20 protein-coding genes are annotated in these 20,506 nt (G+C 73.9%); 6 read left to right on the forward strand and 14 right to left on the reverse strand.

Translation table 11 applies throughout. The features are described from left to right. Positions 1-98: 98 nt before the first annotated feature. Positions 99-1,994 carry an HNH endonuclease signature motif containing protein gene (locus QQK22_RS08890; RefSeq protein ID WP_284250598.1) on the reverse strand — a complete coding sequence of 632 codons (1,896 nt, stop codon included), beginning with the start codon at positions 1,992-1,994 and terminating at the stop codon, positions 99-101. 412 nt (positions 1,995-2,406) lie between these two features. On the opposite strand from QQK22_RS08890, the gene QQK22_RS08895 reads away from it, so the two are divergent. Both QQK22_RS08895 and QQK22_RS08900 read left to right on the forward strand, forming a co-directional pair. After that, on the forward strand, positions 2,407-3,093 hold the full coding sequence (locus tag QQK22_RS08895; protein ID WP_284252639.1) for an HAD hydrolase-like protein: 687 nt from the start codon (positions 2,407-2,409) through the stop codon (positions 3,091-3,093). Positions 3,094-3,468: 375 nt separating this feature from the next. Further along, a complete protein-coding gene (locus QQK22_RS08900) occupies positions 3,469-3,600 on the forward strand; it encodes a hypothetical protein (protein WP_284250599.1) in 132 nt (43 codons plus the stop codon). A 15-nt stretch (positions 3,601-3,615) separates the two neighbouring features. Here QQK22_RS08900 and QQK22_RS08905 read toward each other — a convergent pair whose 3' ends face one another. From QQK22_RS08905 to QQK22_RS08945, 10 genes are all read right to left on the reverse strand, one after another. After that, entirely contained in the window at positions 3,616-4,371 is a 756-nt protein-coding gene (locus QQK22_RS08905; RefSeq protein WP_284250600.1) for an SDR family NAD(P)-dependent oxidoreductase, read from the reverse strand. Between the two features lie 94 nt (positions 4,372-4,465). Beyond that, on the reverse strand, positions 4,466-5,800 hold the full coding sequence (locus QQK22_RS08910; RefSeq protein ID WP_284250601.1) for an aspartate aminotransferase family protein: 1,335 nt from the start codon (positions 5,798-5,800) through the stop codon (positions 4,466-4,468). Next, a complete protein-coding gene (locus tag QQK22_RS08915; RefSeq protein ID WP_284250602.1) occupies positions 5,800-6,990 on the reverse strand; it encodes an ABC transporter substrate-binding protein in 1,191 nt (396 codons plus the stop codon). Before QQK22_RS08915 ends, QQK22_RS08910 begins: the two co-directional genes overlap by 1 nt. A gap of 53 nt (positions 6,991-7,043) precedes the next feature. Then, on the reverse strand, positions 7,044-7,811 hold the full coding sequence (locus QQK22_RS08920) for an ABC transporter permease (protein ID WP_284250603.1): 768 nt from the start codon (positions 7,809-7,811) through the stop codon (positions 7,044-7,046). Next, positions 7,808-8,662, reverse strand: coding sequence for an ABC transporter ATP-binding protein (locus QQK22_RS08925; protein ID WP_284250604.1), 855 nt, complete (start codon positions 8,660-8,662; stop codon positions 7,808-7,810). Before QQK22_RS08925 ends, QQK22_RS08920 begins: the two co-directional genes overlap by 4 nt. Continuing rightward, positions 8,659-9,255 (reverse strand): ABC transporter permease, encoded by a 597-nt coding sequence (locus QQK22_RS08930; RefSeq protein ID WP_348525554.1) that lies wholly within the window; start codon positions 9,253-9,255, stop codon positions 8,659-8,661. Before QQK22_RS08930 ends, QQK22_RS08925 begins: the two co-directional genes overlap by 4 nt. A gap of 20 nt (positions 9,256-9,275) precedes the next feature. Continuing rightward, on the reverse strand, positions 9,276-9,560 hold the full coding sequence (locus QQK22_RS18760) for a hypothetical protein (protein ID WP_348525555.1): 285 nt from the start codon (positions 9,558-9,560) through the stop codon (positions 9,276-9,278). Further along, the gene (locus QQK22_RS08935) at positions 9,557-10,588 is read right to left on the reverse strand and encodes a TIGR03842 family LLM class F420-dependent oxidoreductase (RefSeq protein WP_284250605.1); all 1,032 of its coding nucleotides are present in this window, start codon (positions 10,586-10,588) and stop codon (positions 9,557-9,559) included. Before QQK22_RS08935 ends, QQK22_RS18760 begins: the two co-directional genes overlap by 4 nt. A gap of 11 nt (positions 10,589-10,599) precedes the next feature. After that, positions 10,600-12,033: a dihydropyrimidinase gene (hydA, locus tag QQK22_RS08940; protein WP_284250606.1), complete on the reverse strand. Its 1,434-nt coding sequence runs from the start codon at positions 12,031-12,033 to the stop codon at positions 10,600-10,602. Further along, complete coding sequence (locus tag QQK22_RS08945; RefSeq protein ID WP_284250607.1) at positions 12,030-12,878, reverse strand: nitrilase-related carbon-nitrogen hydrolase; 849 nt, start codon at positions 12,876-12,878, stop codon at positions 12,030-12,032. The genes hydA and QQK22_RS08945 overlap by 4 nt, the downstream gene beginning before the upstream one ends. A gap of 155 nt (positions 12,879-13,033) precedes the next feature. Here QQK22_RS08945 and QQK22_RS08950 point away from each other — a divergent pair, with 155 nt between their 5' ends. Next, complete coding sequence (locus tag QQK22_RS08950; protein ID WP_284250608.1) at positions 13,034-14,464, forward strand: aminotransferase-like domain-containing protein; 1,431 nt, start codon at positions 13,034-13,036, stop codon at positions 14,462-14,464. A 31-nt stretch (positions 14,465-14,495) separates the two neighbouring features. Here the strand turns inward: QQK22_RS08950 and QQK22_RS08955 are convergent, their stop codons facing one another. Continuing rightward, a complete protein-coding gene (locus tag QQK22_RS08955) occupies positions 14,496-15,320 on the reverse strand; it encodes an aldo/keto reductase (RefSeq protein ID WP_284250609.1) in 825 nt (274 codons plus the stop codon). A gap of 268 nt (positions 15,321-15,588) precedes the next feature. Between QQK22_RS08955 and QQK22_RS08960 the strand changes: the two genes are divergently transcribed. Genes QQK22_RS08960 through QQK22_RS08970 form a run of 3 tightly spaced genes read left to right on the forward strand, consistent with a single transcriptional unit; the run spans position 15,589 to position 18,573 of the window. Then, on the forward strand, positions 15,589-16,722 hold the full coding sequence (locus tag QQK22_RS08960; RefSeq protein ID WP_284250610.1) for a putative F420-0 ABC transporter substrate-binding protein: 1,134 nt from the start codon (positions 15,589-15,591) through the stop codon (positions 16,720-16,722). A gap of 13 nt (positions 16,723-16,735) precedes the next feature. Continuing rightward, entirely contained in the window at positions 16,736-17,788 is a 1,053-nt protein-coding gene (locus QQK22_RS08965; protein WP_284250611.1) for a putative F420-0 ABC transporter permease subunit, read from the forward strand. Beyond that, positions 17,785-18,573, forward strand: coding sequence for an ABC transporter ATP-binding protein (locus tag QQK22_RS08970; RefSeq protein WP_284250612.1), 789 nt, complete (start codon positions 17,785-17,787; stop codon positions 18,571-18,573). Before QQK22_RS08965 ends, QQK22_RS08970 begins: the two co-directional genes overlap by 4 nt. A 19-nt stretch (positions 18,574-18,592) precedes the next feature. Here the strand turns inward: QQK22_RS08970 and QQK22_RS08975 are convergent, their stop codons facing one another. Together QQK22_RS08975 and QQK22_RS08980 are read right to left on the reverse strand one after the other, a co-directional pair. Then, the gene (locus QQK22_RS08975) at positions 18,593-19,375 is read right to left on the reverse strand and encodes a DeoR/GlpR family DNA-binding transcription regulator (protein ID WP_431310147.1); all 783 of its coding nucleotides are present in this window, start codon (positions 19,373-19,375) and stop codon (positions 18,593-18,595) included. Then, complete coding sequence (locus QQK22_RS08980) at positions 19,372-20,418, reverse strand: zinc-dependent dehydrogenase (protein WP_284250613.1); 1,047 nt, start codon at positions 20,416-20,418, stop codon at positions 19,372-19,374. Before QQK22_RS08980 ends, QQK22_RS08975 begins: the two co-directional genes overlap by 4 nt. Positions 20,419-20,506 lie beyond the last annotated feature (88 nt).

Raw genomic sequence — 20,506 nt, forward strand, 5'->3', positions numbered from 1 at the left:
TGCACGCCAGCACCATCACCGGCGCCAGACGGGCTGCCAGGCTTCGCAGCGAGTTCCCGCGACTCAGGCGGGGCGCGGCTCAGGCGGGACGCGGCGGATCAGACGGCGGTGAAGTCGTCGATGGTGGGGTCGTCGGTTTCGGCGTCGTCGAGGTCGTGAATGCGGCGTTCGACCTCGGCGTCGGTCAGGGGTGGGAGGGCGCGGGTCCTGGCCCACCGGGTGGGTGAGTTGACGGGTGGTGCGTGGCCGCGTCCGATGGCGCCGTCGGAGGTGGAGTAGAGGGTCTGGCCGGTGGGGGTGCGCCAGTGGCGGGTGCCGTCTGACTCGAGGGTGAGCTCGTGGCCGGCGTGGGTCCGCAGGAGGTGGTGGTGGCGGCACAGGGCGTGCAGGTTCTCGGCCGCGGTCGCGCCGACGGGCCAGGGCAGCAGGTGGTCGAGGTCGCAGCGGGCGGCGGGCACCTGGCAGCCGGGCACCACGCACGTCACATCGCGCAGGCGGACGTACCGGTCCAGGGCGGCGCTGGGTCGGTAGCAGTCCACGGGTGGTGGCGGGTCAGCATCTGGGTGGACCGGTTCGACCACCGTGATCCACCGGGCCGCACCCTGGAGGGCACGCACGACCCCGGGGCTCAGTGCGCCGTAACCCACCAGCTCAGGAACATCGACCCCGGGACGCAGCACCGGTGGCGGTGACCAGTCGACGTAGGGATCGTTGCCCGGGTCCAGGTCCTGGACCGGTGGCCGCATCAGACGATCCCCGCTGCCGCTGCCGCTGCCGCCGCTGCCGTTCCTGGTCCCCGGCCGTTCGGCGGGTCCTCGTGCCTCGAGGTCAGGATCGAGGTTCCACGGGTCGGGTTCCCAGGTGTAGAGGTCGTGGGCGGCGACGGTAGCCAGCGTGGTGGCACGGTCGCGGCCCTGCTGGACCTCGGCGGTCGCGATCACCGTCAGCCCGGCGCTGCGCCCCGAGAACGACACCGGCACCGTGCACGGTCCGGCCGGGGCGGCCCCGTCGCGCCCAGACGCGGTCGGGCGTGCGAGAGAGGACACGGACGCAGACACGGAAGCGTCAAAAGGAACGCCTGCGGGTCCGGATCCGGCCACGGGAGTCGGGATGGTGGGGAGCGGCGCCGCCGCGGGGAGAGCGTGCCGCCTCGGTTCCGCAGCACGCGCTGGTCGTCTCGTGGTGGCCGGTGACGGACGTGCGCCGTGGCCCGTGTGGCTGAGCATGGTGGGTGGCAGGAGGGTGACGCGGCCCTGGTCGAGGGCGCTCGTGGCCATACCCGCGAGGGTGTCGGCGCGCAGCTGTTCCAGCGTGCGCCCGTCACCGCCCGCACGCGCGGCGCGTGCGGCGCTCTCGCAGACCTGTTCCAGCGCGACCGCGTCCGGTGCGGCCAGCACGGCCGAGAACGAGGCCATCCCGTCCGGGAGCACCCGCACCCGGTTCACCCGACGCCTCGCCACGGCCCGCGCGTGCCGAACGCCGGCCTCATCGGGCGCGACCCGCACGACCTCCTGCTGCACCCGGCGACGCAGCCCTGCATGATCCAGCACCGGGGCGGCGGGCAGGACCTGCTCACACACCGCGGCGGCCACGTGCGCCTCCTGCTCGCCCAGCGCCTCGACCATGATCGCGGCCTTGCCCGCATCGATACGACCCGCCGCCAGCTCCTCCTGCACCGGTGCCAGGACCCCGCCCAGAGCGCGCCCCTCATCGATCAGCTGCTGCCCCCGACGACGCGAGACCCCCAGCCGGAACCCGATCTCGTCCGCGGCGACCTCCGTGCGCCGCCCCGTGAGCGTGCGCCACTGCGGCGTCATCGAGGACCGATCCGCCAGCACCGCCGCCCACGCCCGCACCCGCGCCTCAGCAGCCGCCGCCAGCCGTGACCACGCCGCCACGACCTCCAGCACCTCACCCTCACCCAGGCCACCACCACCCTGCAGGGCCAGGTCGTCCATCCGTTCCAGCGCCGCGTGCAACACCACACCCGGCATCGAGTCGAGATCGAACTCCGGCCCCAGACCCGCGCACGACTCCTCCGGTGTCAAATCACCCCACAACGGCGCCAGATCCCCCTCGACCCCCGACCCCGTGGCACCCGCCCGCGAAGCAGGCGCGGCGACAGCCACGCCCGCCTCACCACCCGCACCCCCGCTGAACATGTGTTCGATTCTACGCCGCGGCAAGCCCGAGGGGAAGCCCCTGGGGACATCGTCCATGGCCCGCCTTCTCCGACCACCCTGTCCTGCCCGTCCTCTTCCCGGCACGCCGCTCCCGCGTCTCGGCCACGCACCCGAACCCTCGTGACCCCCCACCCCGGCACCGGCACGTCCCTCGACAACCGCACCCCTGCACCGTCACCCGCCACCACCCCTGCGACCATGGACCCATGCCCTCCCCCTCGTCCTGCTCGACCTCGACGGCACCCTCGTCGACTCCCTCCCGGGCATCACGGCCTCGGTGGCCGCCGCTCTCGCGGAGCACGACCTCCCCGTCCCCGACGCAGCCGGACTGCGCTCCTTCGTGGGCCCTCCGATGCCGGCGTCCATGCGCGCTCAAGGCGTCCCGGAGGACTCGCTCACCGACGTCATCGCGACCTATCGCCGCCACTTCACCGGCGGCGGAATGTGGGACAGCCACGTCTTCGACGGCATCCCGGGCCAGCTCGAGGCGCTCCGGCGCGCGGGCTGCACGCTCGCCGTCGCGACCTCGAAGCCCGAGATCTACGCCCGCCCGATCTGCGAGCGCTACGGGATCAGCGCGCTGGTCGACGGCGTGTACGGCGCCCCGCTCGACCACGTCCCCTCCACCAAGGCAACCGTCATCACGCACGCGCTGACCTCCCTCGACGTCGATCCGCGCTCCCCCGGCCGCCCGGTCCTCATGGTCGGCGACCGCCACCACGACGTCGGCGGCGCAACCGAGCACGGCATCCCCTGCCTCGGTGTCGGCTGGGGCTATGCGGAGCCGGGCGAGCTGGACGGCGCGGTCGGCGTCGTCGACGACGTCGCCGGCCTGACGAACGCCGTCCTGGCCGCAATCGGTCGATCTTCGTCGCAGCATGGCGGACGGGCCGAGCAGGTGCGGTCGTGACCGACGGCGGCCGGAGCGACGACAGGGGCGTCACACCCGACCCGGACCTCGACTGCGCGCCCGTCGCACCCGAGGAGGGGGCCTCGATCGACAGTCGACCCGCGACCGTCGACGACCTCCGCGCCGCCGCGCTCGCGATGCCCGACGTCGAGCTCGGGACGAGCTTCCACACGCCGTGCTACCGCGTGGCGGGGCGACCCTTCGTCCGCTGGCGCGAACCGCGGGGGCGACGCCGTCGACCCCGCCTCGGGTGCACGGCTGGAGGACGTCCTCGTCATCTGGGTCGCCGGAGAGACCGACAAACGGGCCCTCGTCGCCGATCCCGCGACGCCGTTCTTCACGCTGTCGCACTACGACGGGCACCCCTCGGTGCTCGTGCGCGAGGCAGACCTCGGCCGCCTCACGCTCGCCGAGGCACGCGAGGTGATCCGCGACGCGTGGCTCGCCCAGGCGCCCCCACGCCGACGCCGCGCCTGGCTGCACGACCACGGCCTCGAGAAGGCCTGAGGATCGTCGCCGGGACTACGCCGACGGCGTGCGCGCCACCATCGTGCTCGTCGCCTGCGCGCGCGGCCGCACGATCACGAGGTCGACGTTGACGTGCGCGGGGCGCGTCAGCGTCCAGCTGATGACGTCCGCGACGTCCTCGGAGACCAGCGGCCCCTCGACCCCCGCGTACACGGCCTCGGCCCGACCGGCGTCGCCGTCGAACCGGTTGAGGGAGAACTCCGGCGTCGCCACCATCCCCGGCGCGACCTCGATGATCCGCACCGGCCGGCCCAGCAGCTCCTGGCGCAGCGTCAGCGGGATGATCCGCTCGGCGTGCTTCGCGGCCGTGTACCCGCCGCCGCCCGGGTAGGGCTCGTGCCCGGCCGTGGAGGTGACCACGAGGACGTCGCCGCCGCCGTCGGCCTCGAGGTGGTCCAGCAGCGCCTGCGTGATGCGCAGCGTGCCGAGCACGTTGCGCTCGTACATGTCCGCCCAGTCCTGCACGGATCCGGTGGCCACGGGGTCCAGGCCGATGGCGCCGCCGGCGTTGTTCACCAGCGCGGTCAGCGGCCCGCCCTCGACGACGGCGGCGGCGAGGCGCGCGACGTCGTCGTCCACCGTGAGGTCGGCCGCCACCCAGGTGCAGCCGGTCTCGGCCGCGAGCGCCGCCAGGCGGTCCTCGCGGCGCGCGGTCGCGACCACGTCCCACCCGAGCTCGCGCAGGCGGCGCACGGTCGCCTCCCCGATCCCTGTCGAGGCTCCGGTGACGACGGCGCGGGGTGCGGACATGGTTCTCCTTCGTTCGGGCGGGGCAGGTTCAGGTCGGGCGGACGGATCGGTGGTGCGGGGTCAAGACTGCCTCACGGCGCCGTCCCGGCGCCCCTCACAGCGCCCCCAGCGCGGCGTCCACGATCGTCAGCCCGGTGCGCGCCTCGTCGGGCGTGATCACGCAGGGCGGCACGACGTGCAGGCGGTTCTCGGCCACGAACGGCAGCAGCCCGCGCCGCAGCAGGTCGGCCTTGAGCGCGCCGACGACGGCGGCCGGCAGCGGCTCCCGCGTCGCGCGGTCGGCGACGAGCTCGAGCGCCCAGAACACGCCTCGGCCGCGGACCTCACCGATCACGTCGTGCCGCGCGGCGAGGTCCGCGAGCCCGGGCCCGAGCACCTGCTCCCCGACGGCGCGCGCGTTCCCGACGACGTCCTCCTCGCGCATCGCCGCGAGCGTGGCGACGATCGCCGCCATCGCCAGGGGGTGCCCGGAGTAGGTGAGGCCGCCGGGGAAGACGCGGCCGGCGAACGTCGCGCGCACGGGCGCCGAGACGATGACGCCGCCGGCCGGCACGTAGCCGGAGTTGACCCCCTTGGCGAACGTGACGAGGTCGGGCACCACGTCCTCGTCGTGGTGCGCGAACCAGCTCCCCGCGCGGCCGAAACCCGCCATCACCTCGTCGAGGATCAGCAGGATCCCGTGCCGGCGGCAGATCTCGGCGACGCCGCGCAGGTACCCCGGCGGGGGCACGAGCACACCGGCGGTGCCGGGGATCGTCTCGAGGAGCACGGCGGCGATCGAGTCCGCGCCCTCGGACTCCACCACCCGCCGCAGGTGGTGCAGCGCGCGCTCGCACTCCTGCTCCGGCGTGCTCGCCCAGAACTCGCTGCGGTACAGGTGCGGACCGAAGACGTGGACGTGCCCGCGCGCGTACTCGTTCGGGACCCGGCGCCAGTCCCCCGTGGCGACGACGGCGGCCCCCGTGTTGCCGTGGTAGGAGCGGTAGTGCGAGACCACCTTGTCGCGGCCGGTGTGCAGCCGTGCCATCCGGATGGCGTTCTCGTTGGCGTCCGCGCCGCCGTTGGTGAAGAACACGCCGTCGAAGCCCGGACCGGCGAGGTCGAGGATCGCCTCGGCCGCCTCGCCCCGCACGCGGTGGGCGGCCGACGGCGCGACCGTCGTCAGCGTGGCCGCCTGCTCCTGGATCGCCGCGACGACCCGGGGGTGCTGGTGGCCGATGTTGGTGTTGACGAGCTGCGAGGAGAAGTCGAGCCACCGCTCCCCCGCCTCGTTCCAGACCCACGACCCCGACCCGCCCGCGAGGACGAAGTCGACCGGGGTGGCCTGCGCCGACCAGGAGTGGAAGACGTGCCGGTCGAGGTCGCGCGCCCGCGCGTCACCGCCGGCCCCGAGACCGACCGGCTCGACCGGCACGCCCTCCACCGCCATCAGGCGCCGCCCTCGACCAGCTCGACCTCGATCGGGGCGAAGTCCTCACCCGTGACGTCGAGGCCCTCGGCCTCGAGGTCGGCCAGCGCCTGCTCCACGTACTCGGTCGTGTAGGCGTCCTGAGGCGGCTCCTGCGTGATGATCGTCGCGCCGGTCTCGTTGCTCGTCTCCATCGCGAGCTCGACCGTGCGGTCCCACACCGCGGTGTCCACGAGCCCGAGCCCGCCGGTCGTGGAGGGCCACAGCAGCTTGTTGGTCTCGTTCGTCATCCAGAGCTGGTGGCTCTCGCCGAGGGTCGAGCCGGCCGCGGTCACGATGTCCGCCGTCTCCTCCGGGTTGTCGCGGGCGTACAGCCAGCCGCGGATCGTCGCCCGCAGGAAGGCGACCGTGGTCTCGGCGTAGGCGGGGTCGCTCTCCAGCCGCTCGGTGTCGGCCCAGATCGCGTCCTGCAGCATCGCGACGCCCTCGTCGTTCCAGTCCAGGACCGTGAAGTCCTCGGGCGTGTAGAGCTCGCCGGTGTCGGGGTCCACGGTCTCCAGGAGCTGCGCGTACTCGTTGTAGGTCATCGCCTGCGCGGCGTCGATGTCTCCGTTGAGCAGGCCGAGCATGTCGAAGGCCTGCGTGACGAGCTGGAAGTCGGTCACCCCCGCCTGGTTCAACCCGGCGAAGAGCTCCCACTCGTTGCCGTAGCCCCACGAGCCGACGGTCTTCCCCTCGAGGTCCGCGACCTCCGTGATGCCCGAGTCCGCGAAGGCGACCTGGAGCGTCCCGGAGCGCTCGAAGACCTGCGCGACGTTCGTGACGCGTGCGCCCTGCTCGATCGAGCCCAGCACCTTCGGGACCCACGCGATCGCGTAGTCGACCTCGCCGGCGGCCAGGGCGTCCTGCGGGACGATGTCGCCGCCCGACTCGATGATCGAGACGTCGAGGCCCTCGTCGGCGTAGTAGCCCTGGTCGAGGGCGGCGTAGTAGCCCGCGAACTGCGCCTGCGTGAGCCACTGGAGCTGGAGGGAGACGGGCGTCAGGTCGCCGTCGGCGCCCGCGCTGCCGGAGGCGGTGGCGGTGGCGGTGGAGCCACCGGACGCGCCGTCGGGATCGGACTCGTCGGTCACCGAGCAGCCGGCGAGCGCCAGCGCGGTGGCCGTGACGAGGGCGGCGGCGAGGCCGGTGCGGCGTGATCTCGTGTGCATCGTGCTCCTTGTCGGGGTGGGGACGAGCAGAGGTGGGGACGAGCGGGTGGGCGTCAGCGACGCCGGGTGAGGAGCACCTCCAGGAGGGAGGTCGCGGCGTAGAAGACGAGCCCGACGACGATGCCGCCGAGCACGTACGCCCAGGCGAGCGTGTAGTTGGAGCCGGCCGCCGCCGTCGTGATGAAGGAGCCGATGCCGGAGCGCGGTCCGCCGAAGTACTCCGCGACGATCGCGGAGATGACCGCGAGCGAGGAGGCCGTGCGCACGCCGGTCAGCACGAACGGCACGGCCGTGGGGACGGTCACGAGCAGCGCCGCGCGCGCGGGCGGCGCGGCGACGGCGCGCATGAGGTCGCGGTGCACGGGGCGGACCTGGCGCATCCCGCGCAGCGTGGTGACGTAGACCGGCACGAAGGCCGCGAGCGCCGCCACGATCACCCGCGCCTGCTCCGAGCCCGCCCCGTACATCGAGTAGAGGACCGGTGCGAGCGCCACGATCGGTACGACGGCGAGCGCGCTCACCACGGGAGCCGCGAGCGCGTCCACGAGGCGCACGAGCGCCGCCACCACGGCCGCGAGCACGGCACCGACGGCCCCGAGGACGAGCCCCAGCAGCGCGTTGCGCCCGGTCGTGAGGGAGGCCGACGCGATCGGCCCCGCGTACCGAGCCGCGTCCTGCGCGATCCCCGACGGCGAGGGCAGCACGAACGCCGGCAGACCGCTGGCGACGATCAGCAGCTGCCAGCCGAGCAGGAGGAGCGCCAGCAGCGCGAGCGGCGGCAGCGCCTCGCTCGCGACCCGGCGCAGCACGCGGGCGGTCACCGCGCCTCCATCCCGAGCGCGGCGCCGTGGACGTCGCCGCGCCCGACCGCCCCGCCCTGCTCGTGCGCGTGCAGGCTCCCGCGCACCCGAGCCAGCGCCGCCGTGAAGTCGGCGCGGGCGCGCAGGTCGTCGGCCGCGGCGAGCTCACCGGTCGAGGCGCGGCCGCGGTCGAGGGAGACGGGGACGACCTCGCGGATGCGACCCGGCCGCGGCGACATCACCACCACGCGGTCGGACAGGAACACCGCCTCCGGCACCGAGTGCGTGACGAACACGACGGCGGCGCGCGTCTCGGCGCAGATCCGCAGCAGCTCGATCTGCAGGTGCTCGCGCGTCATCTCGTCGAGCGCCCCGAACGGCTCGTCCATCAGCAGCAGGCTCGGCGCGGACGCGAGCGCCCGCGCGATGGCGACGCGCTGCTGCATCCCGCCCGAGAGCTCGTCGGGGTGGCGCGCCGCGGCGTCGCCGAGGCCGACCAGGTCCAGGAGCTCGGTGGCCCGCGCCCGCCGGGCACGCCGCCCCTCTCCGGCGACGGCCAGGGGCAGCTCGACGTTGGCCGCGACCGTGCGCCAGGGCAGGAGGCCGGCCTGCTGGAAGGCGATGCCGTAGCTGCGGGCGAGGCGGGCCTGGTGGGCGCTCGTGCCGAAGACCTCCACCGTGCCCGACGTCGGGGCGTCGAGGTCGGCCACGAGGCGCAGGAGCGTGGACTTGCCGCACCCCGAGGGGCCGATGAGCGAGACGAACTCGCCCGGGGCCACCGCGAGGTCGACGCCGTCGAGGGCGACCACCCGGCGCGGCCCCGAACCGAAGACGCGGGTCACGCCCCGGACGTCCACCGCGTGCGCGCTCACGCCGCCACCTCCCCGCGCCGGAAGCGCGTGAGCGTGGCCCCCACGAGGCCGACGGCCCCCGCGGCCACCAGCCCGATCGCGACCGCTCCCATGATGGGCGCCCAGGGTCGGGCCGGATCGCTGCCGGCGAAGTTCGCGTACTCCACGATCATCCGCCCGAGCCCTCCGGGCAGTCCCGTGGCCACCTCCGCCACCACCGTGCCGATGACGGCACCCGCCGCACCGAGCCGCAGCGCGGGCAGCAGGTGCGGCACGCTCGCCGGCAGGCGCAGTCGCACCACCGTCTGGATCCACGACGCCCCGCAGGACCGCAGGTACTCGACATGGATCGGGTCCGGCGACTGCAGCCCCCGCAGCATCCCGACGGCGACCGGGAAGAACGCCAGGTAGGAGGCGATCACGGCCACCGACATCCACGGCTGCCACTCCACCCCGCCGATCGCGAGACGCGACCCCCAGGCCCGCACCAGCGGCGCCAGCGCGATGAGCGGCACGGTCTGCGACAGCACGACCAGGGGCAGCGCGGCGCGCTCGAGCACGCGCACGCGCTGCATCGCGAGCGCCAGCACGAGCCCGACCACCACGCCGATCACGAACCCGGCGGCCGCGATCGTCAGGGACCTCCCTGCGGCGCCCGCGACCGCGAGCCAGAGGACCTCGGCGTCCCTCCCCCGGTCACGGGCCGACCGAGGCGGGCGAGCACGTCCCACGTGTGCGGCATCGCGAGGTCGCTCGTGCGCGGCAGCAGCCGCGTGGCGCCCACCGACCAGCCGTCGGCCGGGCCGAGCGCCTTGTAGCCCTCCCAGAGCGCCGCGAGGGCGGCGACGGCGAGCACCGCCGTCGCCGCGCGTCGCACCGTGCGCCGCACCCGCCCGGCCGTGCTCGCACCCCCGCTCACGCCGTCGCCACCACGGGATGCGCCATCGCGGGGATGACGCGCTCGCCGTACTGCCGCAGCGTCTCCTCCTTGTTGTCGTGCTGGAGGTACAGCGCGAACTGGTCGCAGCCCAGCGCCTCGAGCTCGCGCAGCTTCTCGACGTGCTCGTGCGGCGAGCCGAGCAGGCAGAACCGCTCCACGATCTCGTCGGGCACGAACGCCGCGTGGGTGTTGCCGGCGCGGCCGTGCTGGTTGTAGTCGTACCCCTCGCGCTCGCGCACGTAGTCCGTCAGCGCCTGCGGGATGGCGGAGTCGGTGCCGTAGCGGCGCACGATCTCGGCGACGTGGTTGCCCACCATCCCGCCGAACCACCGGCACTGCTCGCGCATGTGGGCGCGCGCCGACGGCGAGCTGCCGTCACCCACGTAGCCCGGCGCCGCGAGACAGATCGTGACGTCGTCGGGATCGCGCCCGGCCGCCTCCGCCGAGTCCCGCACCGCGCGGACCATCCACCGGGCGATGTCGGGGTCGGCGAGCTGCAGGATGAAGCCGTCACCGACCTGTCCGGTGAGCTCCAGCGCACGCGGTCCGTACGCGGCGACCCACACCTCGAGGGCCGAACCCACCGACCACGGGAAGCGCACCGTGCGCTCGTTCAGCTCGACCGCGCGCGAGCTGCCGAGCTCGCGGATCACGTGCACCGCGTCGCGCAGCGTCGCGAGGTTCGAGGGGCGCCCGTTCAGGGTGCGCACGGCCGAGTCCCCGCGTCCGATGCCGCACACCGTGCGGTTGCCGAACATCTCGTTCAACGTCGCGAAGTGCGACGCGATCACGGTCCAGTCCCGGGTGGCCGGGTTCGTCACCATCGGCCCGACCACCACCTTGCGCGTCGCCGCGAGGATCTGGCTGTAGATCACGAACGGCTCCTGCCACAGCAGGTGGGAGTCGAACGTCCACACGTGGCTGAAGCCGTGCGTCTCGGCCTGCCGGGCGAGGTCCACCACGCGCGAGGCGGGCGGATCGGTCTGCAGCACCACTCCGAAGTCCATGTCCGCTCCTCTCAGACCAGGTACTGGGTCAGGCCGCGCGGCACGTACCGGCCGTGACCGGCGCGCCCGAGGTAGGCCCCGCCGTCGACGATCACGGTGCCGCGCGAGATGACCGTGTCGACGTGGCCGTCGACCTCGAACCCCTCCCACGCGGAGTGGTCCATCGCCATGTGGTGGGTGGCGGCGCCGATCGTGGTGTGCCCCTGCGGGTCGTAGATCACGACGTCGGCGTCCGCGCCGGGGGCGATGACGCCCTTGCGACCGTAGAGACCGAACATCCGGGCGGGGGTCACGCTGATGAGCTCGACCCACCGCTCGAGCGTGATCTCTCCGGTCACGACGCCCTGGTAAAGCAGGTCGACGCGGTGCTCGACCGACCCGATGCCGTTCGGGATCGCGCGGAAGTCACCTCGTCCGAGCTCCTTCTGGTCCTTCATGCAGAACGGGCAGTGGTCGGTGGAGACCATCTGCAGGTCGTTCGTGCGCAGCGCCTGCCACATGGCGTCCTGGTGACCCTCCGCCCGGGCGCGCAGCGGCGTCGAGCAGACCCACTTGGCGCCCTCGAAGTCGCCCCACTCCTCGCTCGTGGCCGCGAGCTGCTCCTCGAGCGAGAGGTAGAGGTACTGCGGGCACGTCTCGCCGAACACGTTCTGGCCGCCGTCGCGCGCCGCTGCGAGCTGCGCGACGGCCTGCTTCGCCGAGACGTGGACGACGTACAGCGGCGTACCCGTGAGGTTGGCGAGCATGATCGCGCGGTGCGTGGCCTCCTCCTCCGCCTGCCACGCGCGCGCCACCCCGTGGAAGTACGGCGACGTGCTGCCCGCCTCCACCAGCTGCTGCGCGAGCACGTCGATGACCGGACCGTTCTCCGCGTGCATCATCGTCAGCAGCCCGGTCTCGCCGGCGACCTGCATCGCGCGCAGGATCTGGGCGTCGTCGGAGTGGAAGACCCCGGGGTAGGCCATGAAGAGCTTGAAGCTGGTCACGCCCTCGTCGACGAGACCGCGCATCGCGGACAGCGCCTCGTCGTCGACCCCGCCCACGATCTGGTGGAAGGCGTAGTCGATCGCGCAGCGTCCTGCGGCCTTGTCGTGCCAGGCGGCGAGGCCGTCCTGGACCCGCTCCCCGGTGCGCTGGACGGCGAAGTCGATGATCGTCGTCGTGCCGCCCCACGCCGCCGCGCGCGTGCCGGTCTCGAAGGTGTCGGAGGCGTTCGTGCCACCGAAGGGGAGCTCCATGTGGGTGTGCGCGTCGATGCCGCCGGGGATGACGTAGCGGCCGGTCGCGTCGATCACGCGGTCGACGCCGTGTCGCAGGTCCGTTCCCAGGAGCTGCGAGCCCGGGGGCAGGATCGCGGCGATCTGCTCGCCGTCGATCAGCACGTCGGCGCGGCTGCGCCCGGTCGCGTTGACGAGCGTCCCGCCCGTGACGAGCGTGGTGCTCACGGCTGCGCGATTCGCGTGTAGGAATCCGGGCGGCGGTCGCGGAAGAACTGCCAGGTCTCGCGCTGCGTGCGCACGAGCGAGAGGTCCGCCTCCCGCACGATCCACCCGGGCTCGGTGGCGCTGGCCATGTCGCCGACCAGGTTGCCGTCCGGCCCCACGAGGTAGGAGGAACCGTAGAAGGCCACCGCCTCGTCACCGTACTCGTTGGTCTCGGCGCCCACCCGGTTGCTCGCGGCGACGAAGTAGCCGTTGGCGATGGCCGCGGCCGGCTGCTCGACCTCCCACAGGCGGTTGGACAGCCCGGGCTTGGTGGCGTTGGGGTTGAAGACGATGTCGGCTCCGGCGAGACCGTACTCGCGCCAGCCCTCGGGGAAGTGGCGGTCGTAGCAGATGTACATCCCGATCCGGCCGACCGCCGTCTCGAAGACCGGGTAGCCCATGTTCCCCGGCCGGAAGTAGAACTTCTCCCAGAACTTCTCCACGTGCGGGATGTGGTGCTTGCGGTAGCGGCCGAGGATCGACCCGTCGGAGTCGACCAGCACCGAGGTGTTGTAGTAGATCCCGGCGTGCTCCTCCTCGTAGATCGGCAGCACCATCACCACGCCGAGCTCCTTCGCGAGCGCTGCGAACCGGGCCACGGTCGCGCCGTCGGCCGCCTCGACGTAGGAGTAGTAGGCCGGGTCCTGCGTGATCCCGAAGTAGGGGCCGGTGAACAGCTCCTGGAATCCGACGACGTCGGCGCCGGCCGCGACCGCCGCCCGCGCGTACTCCTCGTGCCGGTCGAGCATGCTGACCTGGTCACCGGTCCAGGGCGTCTGGGTGAGTCCTACCTGCACGATGGTCATCGCGACCTCCTCGGGATCGACGCGTCCCCCGGAGCCGTCGGGGTCGCGTGGTGAACGCCTGAAACGTGATCCTGAGCACTGGACATTTCTGTGGCGTAACCCGATGTTTTCGTCCACCGAACACGTTCGTGGCGCGCGGCGGACAGCATCGGCGCATGGACCTGGCGCGAGCGATCGACGACCGCTCCCCGCGCGGCATCGCGGCCGCCATCGCTCACCTCGTGAGCGCGGGCGACCTGCGGGCCGGTGACCGGCTGCCGTCGGTGCGGGAGCTGGGCGCGGCGCTGGGGGTCTCGCCCGCGACCGTCAGCGGTGCCTACCGGGCGCTGCGCGCCGTCGGCGTCGTCGGCAGCCGCGGCCGGGCGGGCACCACGGTCTCCTTCCCCGTGCAGCACGCCCTGACCCCGGGCTACCGCGCGCTCAGCGCCTCGACCACCGCCCGTGACGTGCGCGACGGCGTCGCGCTCGCCGCCCGCACCACCACCCCGGTGCGGTTCGACCTCTCGCGCGGGACGCCCGACGCCGGCCTGCTCCCCTCCCTTGGGGAGGTGCTCGCCGCCGTCGCGCACGAGCACCACCGCGCGGCCGCCCCGGCCTACGCGGAGGCGACCGTGGTGCCGGGGCTCGAGCGGGTCCTGCGGGAGACCTGGCCGGTCGCCGTCGAGCGCCTCACGGTGGTGGACGGCGCGCTCGACGCCGTCGTGCGCACGCTCGAGCAGGTGGTCGCCTTCGGTGACCGCGTCGCGGTGGAGGAACCCGGGTTCCCGCCGCTGTTCGACGCGCTGGACCGCCTCGGAGCGATCCGGGTGCCGCTCGCGATGGACCGGCACGGGGTGACCCCGGCGTCGCTGGCGTCGGCGCTGGAGGCGGGCGCCGCCGTCGTGCTGCTGCAGCCTCGGGCCCAGAACCCCACGGGCGCGAGCCTCACGGCGACGAGGGCGCGTGAGCTCGCCGCTCTGGTGCGGCGGCACTCGCAGAGCGACGTCGCACGGGGCCAGGGGAAGGTGCGGGCCGCCTCCGTGCGCCCCGGACGCCGGCTGCTCGTGATCGAGGACGACCACTCGGGCCTCGTGGCCCACGCACGGGACGTCACGCTCGCCGCCTGGATCCCCGACCGGGTCGTCCACGTCCGCTCGTACTCGAAGTCGCACGGGCCGGAGCTGCGGATCGCGGCGGTCGGTGGGCCGGCGCGGGAGATCGACGCGCTCGTGGCGCGGCGGATGGTCGGCCCGGGCTGGACCAGCCGCATCCTGCAGACCACGCTCGCACGGCTGCTGACAGACCCGCGCGCCGTCGCGCAGGTGGAGCGGGCCCGCCGGACCTATCGGGCGCGGATGCTCGGCCTGGTGACGGCGCTGAGCGACCTCGGCGTCGAGGCCCACCCCGGCGACGGGCTGAACCTGTGGCTGCCCGTGGCCGACGAGCGCGTCGCGCTCGAGCGGCTCGCCGCGGCCGGGGTGCGCGCCGTGGGCGGCTCGGCCTTCCACCGCGAGATGGTGCCGCGCACGGCGCACCTGCGCCTCACGGTCGCCGGTGTGACCGACCCCGCGGCGACGGCGGAGGTGCTCGCCGTCGCCGCGGGGTGAGGGGTGGTGCCGGTGCTGCTGGGTGGCTGCGTCAGCCGAGCTCGTCCGGGTTCGGGCCGGTGCGGCCCTCCGCACCCTTGTCGAGCGCGTCGATCCGGGCGATCTGGTCGGCGCTGAGCTCGATGTCGGCCGCGGCGAGGTTCTCCACGATGCGCGACGGCGTCACGGACTTCGGCAGCACGATCTTGCCGGTCGCGAGGTGCCAGGCGATCACGGTCTGCCCGGCGGTCGCGCCGACCTCGGCTGCGACGGCCTCGATCGTGGAGTCCCCGAAGAGCTTGCCCGAGGCCAGCGGCGACCAGGACTCGACCGCGATCCCGCGCTCGGTCGTCGCGGCGACGGCCGGGTTGGCGAAGTAGGGGTGGACCTCGATCTGGTTGACGACCGGCGCGACGCCGGTGCGCTCGATGATCGCGTCGAGGTGGTGGGCGTGGAAGTTGGAGACGCCGACCGAGCGGATGCGACCGGCCGCCTTCTCCTCGAGCAGCGCCTCGTACGTGGCGATGTAGCCCGTGGGGTCCGAGGCCAGCGGCCAGTGGATGAGCATGAGGTCGACGTAGTCGGACTGGAGCAGCTCCAGCGTGCGCGCGACCGAGTCCTTCGTGTCCTGCGGGGCGTGCGCGTCGTTGTTGACCTTGCTCGTGAGGAACACGTCACCGCGGTCCAGCGAGCTCGCGGCGACGGCGGCACCCACGCCGGCCTCGTTGCGGTACATCTGCGCGGTGTCCACGTGACGGTAGCCGGCCTCGAGGGCGGTGCTCACGGCCTCCTGCGTCTCGTCGGGGTCCACCTGCCAGACGCCGAAGCCGATCTGGGGGATGGTCGTGCCGTCGGACAGGGCGATGGTGCGAGCCACGGGGGCCTCCTTCGTCTCGGTTCTGCCCCGCGCGGAGCGGGGCACTCCGGGGACAACCACGTGCCCCGCCTCGTTCTTCCCGCCCGGCGACCTAGAATCGGCTCGAGACAGCACGGGACGCGACCTCGTCCCGCAGCGCCGGGCCGGTCTTGGCCCCGCGGCCGTCCACCGGGAGCCCCTGGCCGCTCCCGCCGCCCTCCGCCGCCCGTGCGAGCGCAGACCGACCGCGCCGCACCGCGACACGTCCCCACCACCGCCAGGAGCACCCGTGAGCCCGTCCCCGTCCGCCACCTTCCGTCGCTCCCCCGGCGCGCGCGCCCTGCGGCCCGCCGGTCTTCTCACCTCGGCCGTGCTCACGACGGCGCTGCTCGCCGCGTGCGGCGGCGCGGACCAGGGCTCGGGCGCAGGTGGCGACGACGACGCGACGTCGCCCTCGCCGTCGTCCTCGTCCTCCTCGTCCGACGACGCGACGCCGTCGACCCCCGACGCGGCGACACCGTTCACCGCGGACAACTGCGGGTTCGAGGTCGAGACCGAGGCCGCCCCCGAGCGCATCGTCACGATCAAGTCCGCCATGACCGAGCTCGTGCTCGCGCTCGGCGCCGGGGACCGCCTGGTGGCGACCGCCTACCCCGACGGCCCGCCCACGGACGCCGCCGACGCCGAGCTCGTCGCGGCGCTGCCGGTGCTCGGGGACCGCGTCCCCTCGAACGAGGCCGTCCTGTCGGTCGAGCCGGATCTCGTGCTGGCGGGCTGGGAGTCGAACTTCTCCGCCGACGGCGCGGGCGAGCGGTCCGCCCTCACCGACCTCGGCATCACGACGTTCGTCGCGCCGAGCGCGTGCACCCAGGCGCCGTACGCCCCCGACCCCCTGACCTTCGAGGACGTCTTCGCCGAGATCACCCAGGTCGGCGACCTGCTCGGCGAGAGCGACGCCGCGGCGGCGCTCGTGGAGCAGCAGCGCACCGAGCTGGAGACGCTGCGCGGGGCGCGCGACGGCGCGGCCTCCACCGCCGGCGACCCCGCCGCGCCCGCCAGCGCCCTGTGGTGGTCCTCGGGGTCGGAAACCCCGTTCGTGGGCGCCGGCACCGGCGCGCCGCAGATGATCCTCGACGAGGTCGGCCTCACCAACGTCGCGGGCGAGCTGGAGGGCGGCTGGGGCCCGTACTCGTGGGAGGCCGCCACGGCCGCCGACCCCGACGTGATCGTGCTGGTCGACTCGGTGTGGAACACCGCCGAGAAGAAGAAGGAGACACTGGCGGCCAACCCCGTCACGGCGTCGCTGCGCGCGGTCCAGGAGGAGCGCTACCTCGTCGTGCCGTTCGCCGCGACCGAGGGCGGGGTGCGCAACGTCGAGGCCGTCGCGACGCTCACCGAGCAGCTCGCGGCGCTCGAGCGCTGACGGCGGGCTGCGGGTGAGCAGGACGTGGTGGGCGGGCGGGACGCTGGCCCTCGCCCTGGTCGCCTCGGCCGTCGTCGCGCTCGCCCTCGGGCCGGCCGACATCACCCCGGGCGACATCCTGGGCTCGGCCGGCCACCACCTCGCGACGCTCCTGCACCCCGTCCTGGGCGGGTTCGGGCTGGAGGTCCCGGCCGATCCGCTCAGCCGGATCCAGGACGCGATCGTCTGGCAGGGGCGACTGCCGCGCGTCGTCGCCGCGATCGGCGTCGGCGCGGGGCTCGCCGTCACCGGCACCGTGATGCAGGCGCTGCTGCGCAACCCGCTCGCGGACCCCTACCTGCTGGGGATCTCCTCGGGTGCGAGCGTGGGCGCCGTCGCCGTGCTCGTGCTGGGCGTGGGCCTGCTGCTGCCCGTGGCGGCGTTCGCGGGCGCCGTGCTGGCGCTGGCCGCCTCGCTCACCCTCGCCGGCGTCGTCTCCGGCGGCCGTCTCACACCGGGGCGCACGGTGCTGGCGGGCGTCGCCGTCGCGCAGGCCTGCTCGGCCGTGACGTCGTTCATCATCTTCACCTCGGTGCAGGGCGACTCCTACCGCGAGGTGCTCGGCTGGCTCATGGGCACCCTCGGGGGCGCGACGTGGCGCAGCGCCGTCATCGTGTGGGTGGCGCTCGCCGTCGTCGGCGTCGTGCTCGTGACCTCGGGGCGCACGCTGGACGCGTTCGCGTTCGGGGACACGTCCGCGGCGAGCCTCGGCGTCCACGTCGCGCGCACGCGCTGGACGCTGCTCGGCCTCGTCGCGCTGCTCGTGGGGGCGATGGTGTCGGTCAGCGGGTCGATCGGGTTCGTCGGGCTGGTCGTGCCGCACGCGGTGCGCCTGCTCGTGGGCGCGCGCCACGTGCGCGTGCTCCCGCTGGCCGCCGTCGCGGGCGCGCTCGTGCTGCTCTGGGCCGACACGGCGGCGCGCACGGTCATCGAGCCGCGCGAGCTCCCCGTCGGCATCCTCACCGCCGCGATCGGAGCGCCCGTCTTCGCCCTCCTGCTCGCCCGGCGTCGCGGCGGGATCGCATGAGCGACGACCGGCATCTCGATCTGCACCTCGAGCGCGTCGCCTGGAGCGTGGACGGGCGCGCGATCCTCGACGGTGTCACGCTCACGGCGCCGAGCGGCGGCGTCACGGGGGTGCTCGGGCCGAACGGGTCGGGCAAGTCCTCGCTCCTGCGCGCGCTCGTCGGGGCCCTGCGGGTCGACGACGGCGCGTTCCTCCTCGCGGGCGAGGACCTGCGCGCGATGTCGCGCCGCACCCGCGCGCAGCGCCTGGCCCTCGTGGAGCAGGAGGCGCCCACCGACGTCGCGCTCACGGCGCTCGACGTGGTCCTGCTGGGCCGCACGCCGCACCGCTCGCGGTGGAGCGCGGACTCGGGCGAGGACGAGGCCCTCGCTCGCGCAGCGCTGGAACGCTGCGGCGCGGCGCACCTCGCGGGCCGCGACCTCGCCAGGCTCTCAGGGGGCGAGCGCCAGCGCGTGCACCTGGCGCGGGCCCTCGCCCAGGAGCCACAGGTGCTGCTGCTCGACGAACCGACCAACCACCTCGACGTCGCGGCACAGCTCGCGCTGCTGCGGCTCGTGGCGGGGCTGGAGGTCACGAGCGTGCTCGTGCTGCACGACCTGAACCAGGCGCTGCGCTGGTGCGACCACGTCGTCGTGCTCGCCGACGGGCGCGTGGTCGCCGCCGGCGAGCCCGAGGAGGTCCTCACACCCGCGACGATCGCGCGGGTCTACGGCGTGGCGGCCGAGGTGGTGCGGACGGCGGACGGGCGGCCGGTGCTCGTGCTGAGCGGTCTCGCCGACGCCTGAGCCGCCGGGGTCCTCGCGCTCAGACCCGGGCCACCGCCACGCCGGCCGCCTCGATCTCGTCGGCCGTCTCCTGCTCCAGCCCGGCGTCGGTGATCCACAGGTCGACGTCGTCGGTCCGCGCGAAGCGGTGGAAGCTCACCTGACCGGCCTTGCTGTGGTCGGCGAGCACCACCGTGCGGCGGGCCGCGGCGACGAAGGCGCGCTTGGTGGCCGCCTCGATCTCGTGCGGCGTGGTGAAGCCCCGCGCGACGTCGACCCCGTTGGTGCCGACGAACGCGACGTCCACGAACAGGTCGGCGAGCGCGTGCTGCGCCCACTCCCCCACCGCGGCGCCCGTGCGGCGGCGCAGCCGACCCCCGAGCAGGAACAGCGAGACGTCGGAGCGCTCGTGCAGCAGGGCCGCGATCGCGACCGAGTTCGTCACGACCGTGAGGTCGCGCCCGCGCGGCAGCGCCTCGGCGAGCGCCACCGTGGTGCTGCCGGCGTCGAGGAGGATCGTGCCGTCGTCGGGCACCTCCTCCAGCGCGCGCCGCGCGATGCGCGCCTTCTCCTGCGCGAGCCGCTCCATCCGGCGCTCGAGCGTGGGTTCGACGCCGAGGCGTTCGACGGCGAGCGCGCCGCCGTGCACGCGCCGCACCAGGCCGCGGCGCTCGAGCGCCGTCAGGTCGCGCCGCACGGTCTCGGGGGTCACTTGCAGCGACTCCGCGAGGGCCCCGACCTCGACCCGGCCCTGCGCGCGGGCCAGCTCGAGGATCGTGTGCTGCCGCTCGGGGGCGTACAGCGCGACCGGCGTCTGGGTCATGGTTCGACGGTGACCTTGATGGCCTCGCCGCGGGCCACGATGTCGAACGCCTCGAGCGCCTGCTCGAGCGGCACGTGACGGGTGATGAGGTCCTTGACCGGGATCTGACCGGTGGAGATGTACTCCAGCGCGCGCTTGTGGTGCGCCGGGGCGCTGCCGTTCGCGCCGTGGATGTGGAGCTGGCGGTAGTGCACGACGTTGGAGTCGAGCGTGATCGTCGGGTCGGTCTTGGGCAGACCGCCGAAGAAGGAGATCCGCCCGTTGCGCGCGGCCATCGCGACGGCCTGCTCCTGCGTGATGTTCGCGGGGGTGGCGGTGATGATGACGTCGGCGCCGCGGCCGTTCGTGAGCTCGAGGACGCGCGCGACGACGTCCTCCTGCGAGGCGTCGATGACGCCGTCGGGCTTGACGGCCTCGGCGGACATCGCCAGTCGCTCGGCGTTGACGTCGACGAGCCAGACGGGACCGACCTTGTGGACGCCGCGCGCGATGCGGATGTGCATGCAGCCGATCGGACCGGCGCCGAAGACGACCGTGAAGTCGCCCTCCTCGATCCCCATCTGCTCCTGCGCGTTGATGGCGCACGCGAACGGCTCGGCCGCCGAGGCCTCGTCGAAGCCGACGTTGTCCGGGATGTGGTTGAGACCGTCCACGGCGAGCACCTGCTCGGGGACGACCATGTACTCGGCGAACCCGCCGTCGTACTGGTAGCCGACCGAGGTCTGGTTCTGGCAGACCTCCATCCAGCCCTTGCCGCACTCGTGGCACTGCCCGCACGGCACGGCCGCGATGACCTGCACGCGGTCGCCGACGGCGAAGCCGCCCTGCGCGTCCGCCCCGACCTCGACGACCTCACCCGCGACCTCGTGGCCCATGGTGGTCTCGCGCGTGATGTTGACGTGGCCGTTGTTGCGGATCTTCACGTCGGTGCCGCACGTGGAGCAGTTGCGGACGCGGATCTTCACCTCGCGGGCGCCGCACTCGGGCTCGGGCACGTCCTCGATGCGGACGTCGCCGGGGGCGTGGAAACGCAGTGCCTTCATGGAAGCTCCCATCTCTCGTGCGTCCGACGGCTGCGTCGGGGCGCACGCGCGTGTCGTGCTGACCGGATGTCTCGCCCGCCAGTCTGCC

Origin of the sequence: Litorihabitans aurantiacus, from assembly GCF_030161595.1 — a bacterium.
In the GTDB taxonomy this organism is placed as follows: domain Bacteria; phylum Actinomycetota; class Actinomycetes; order Actinomycetales; family Beutenbergiaceae; genus Litorihabitans; species Litorihabitans aurantiacus.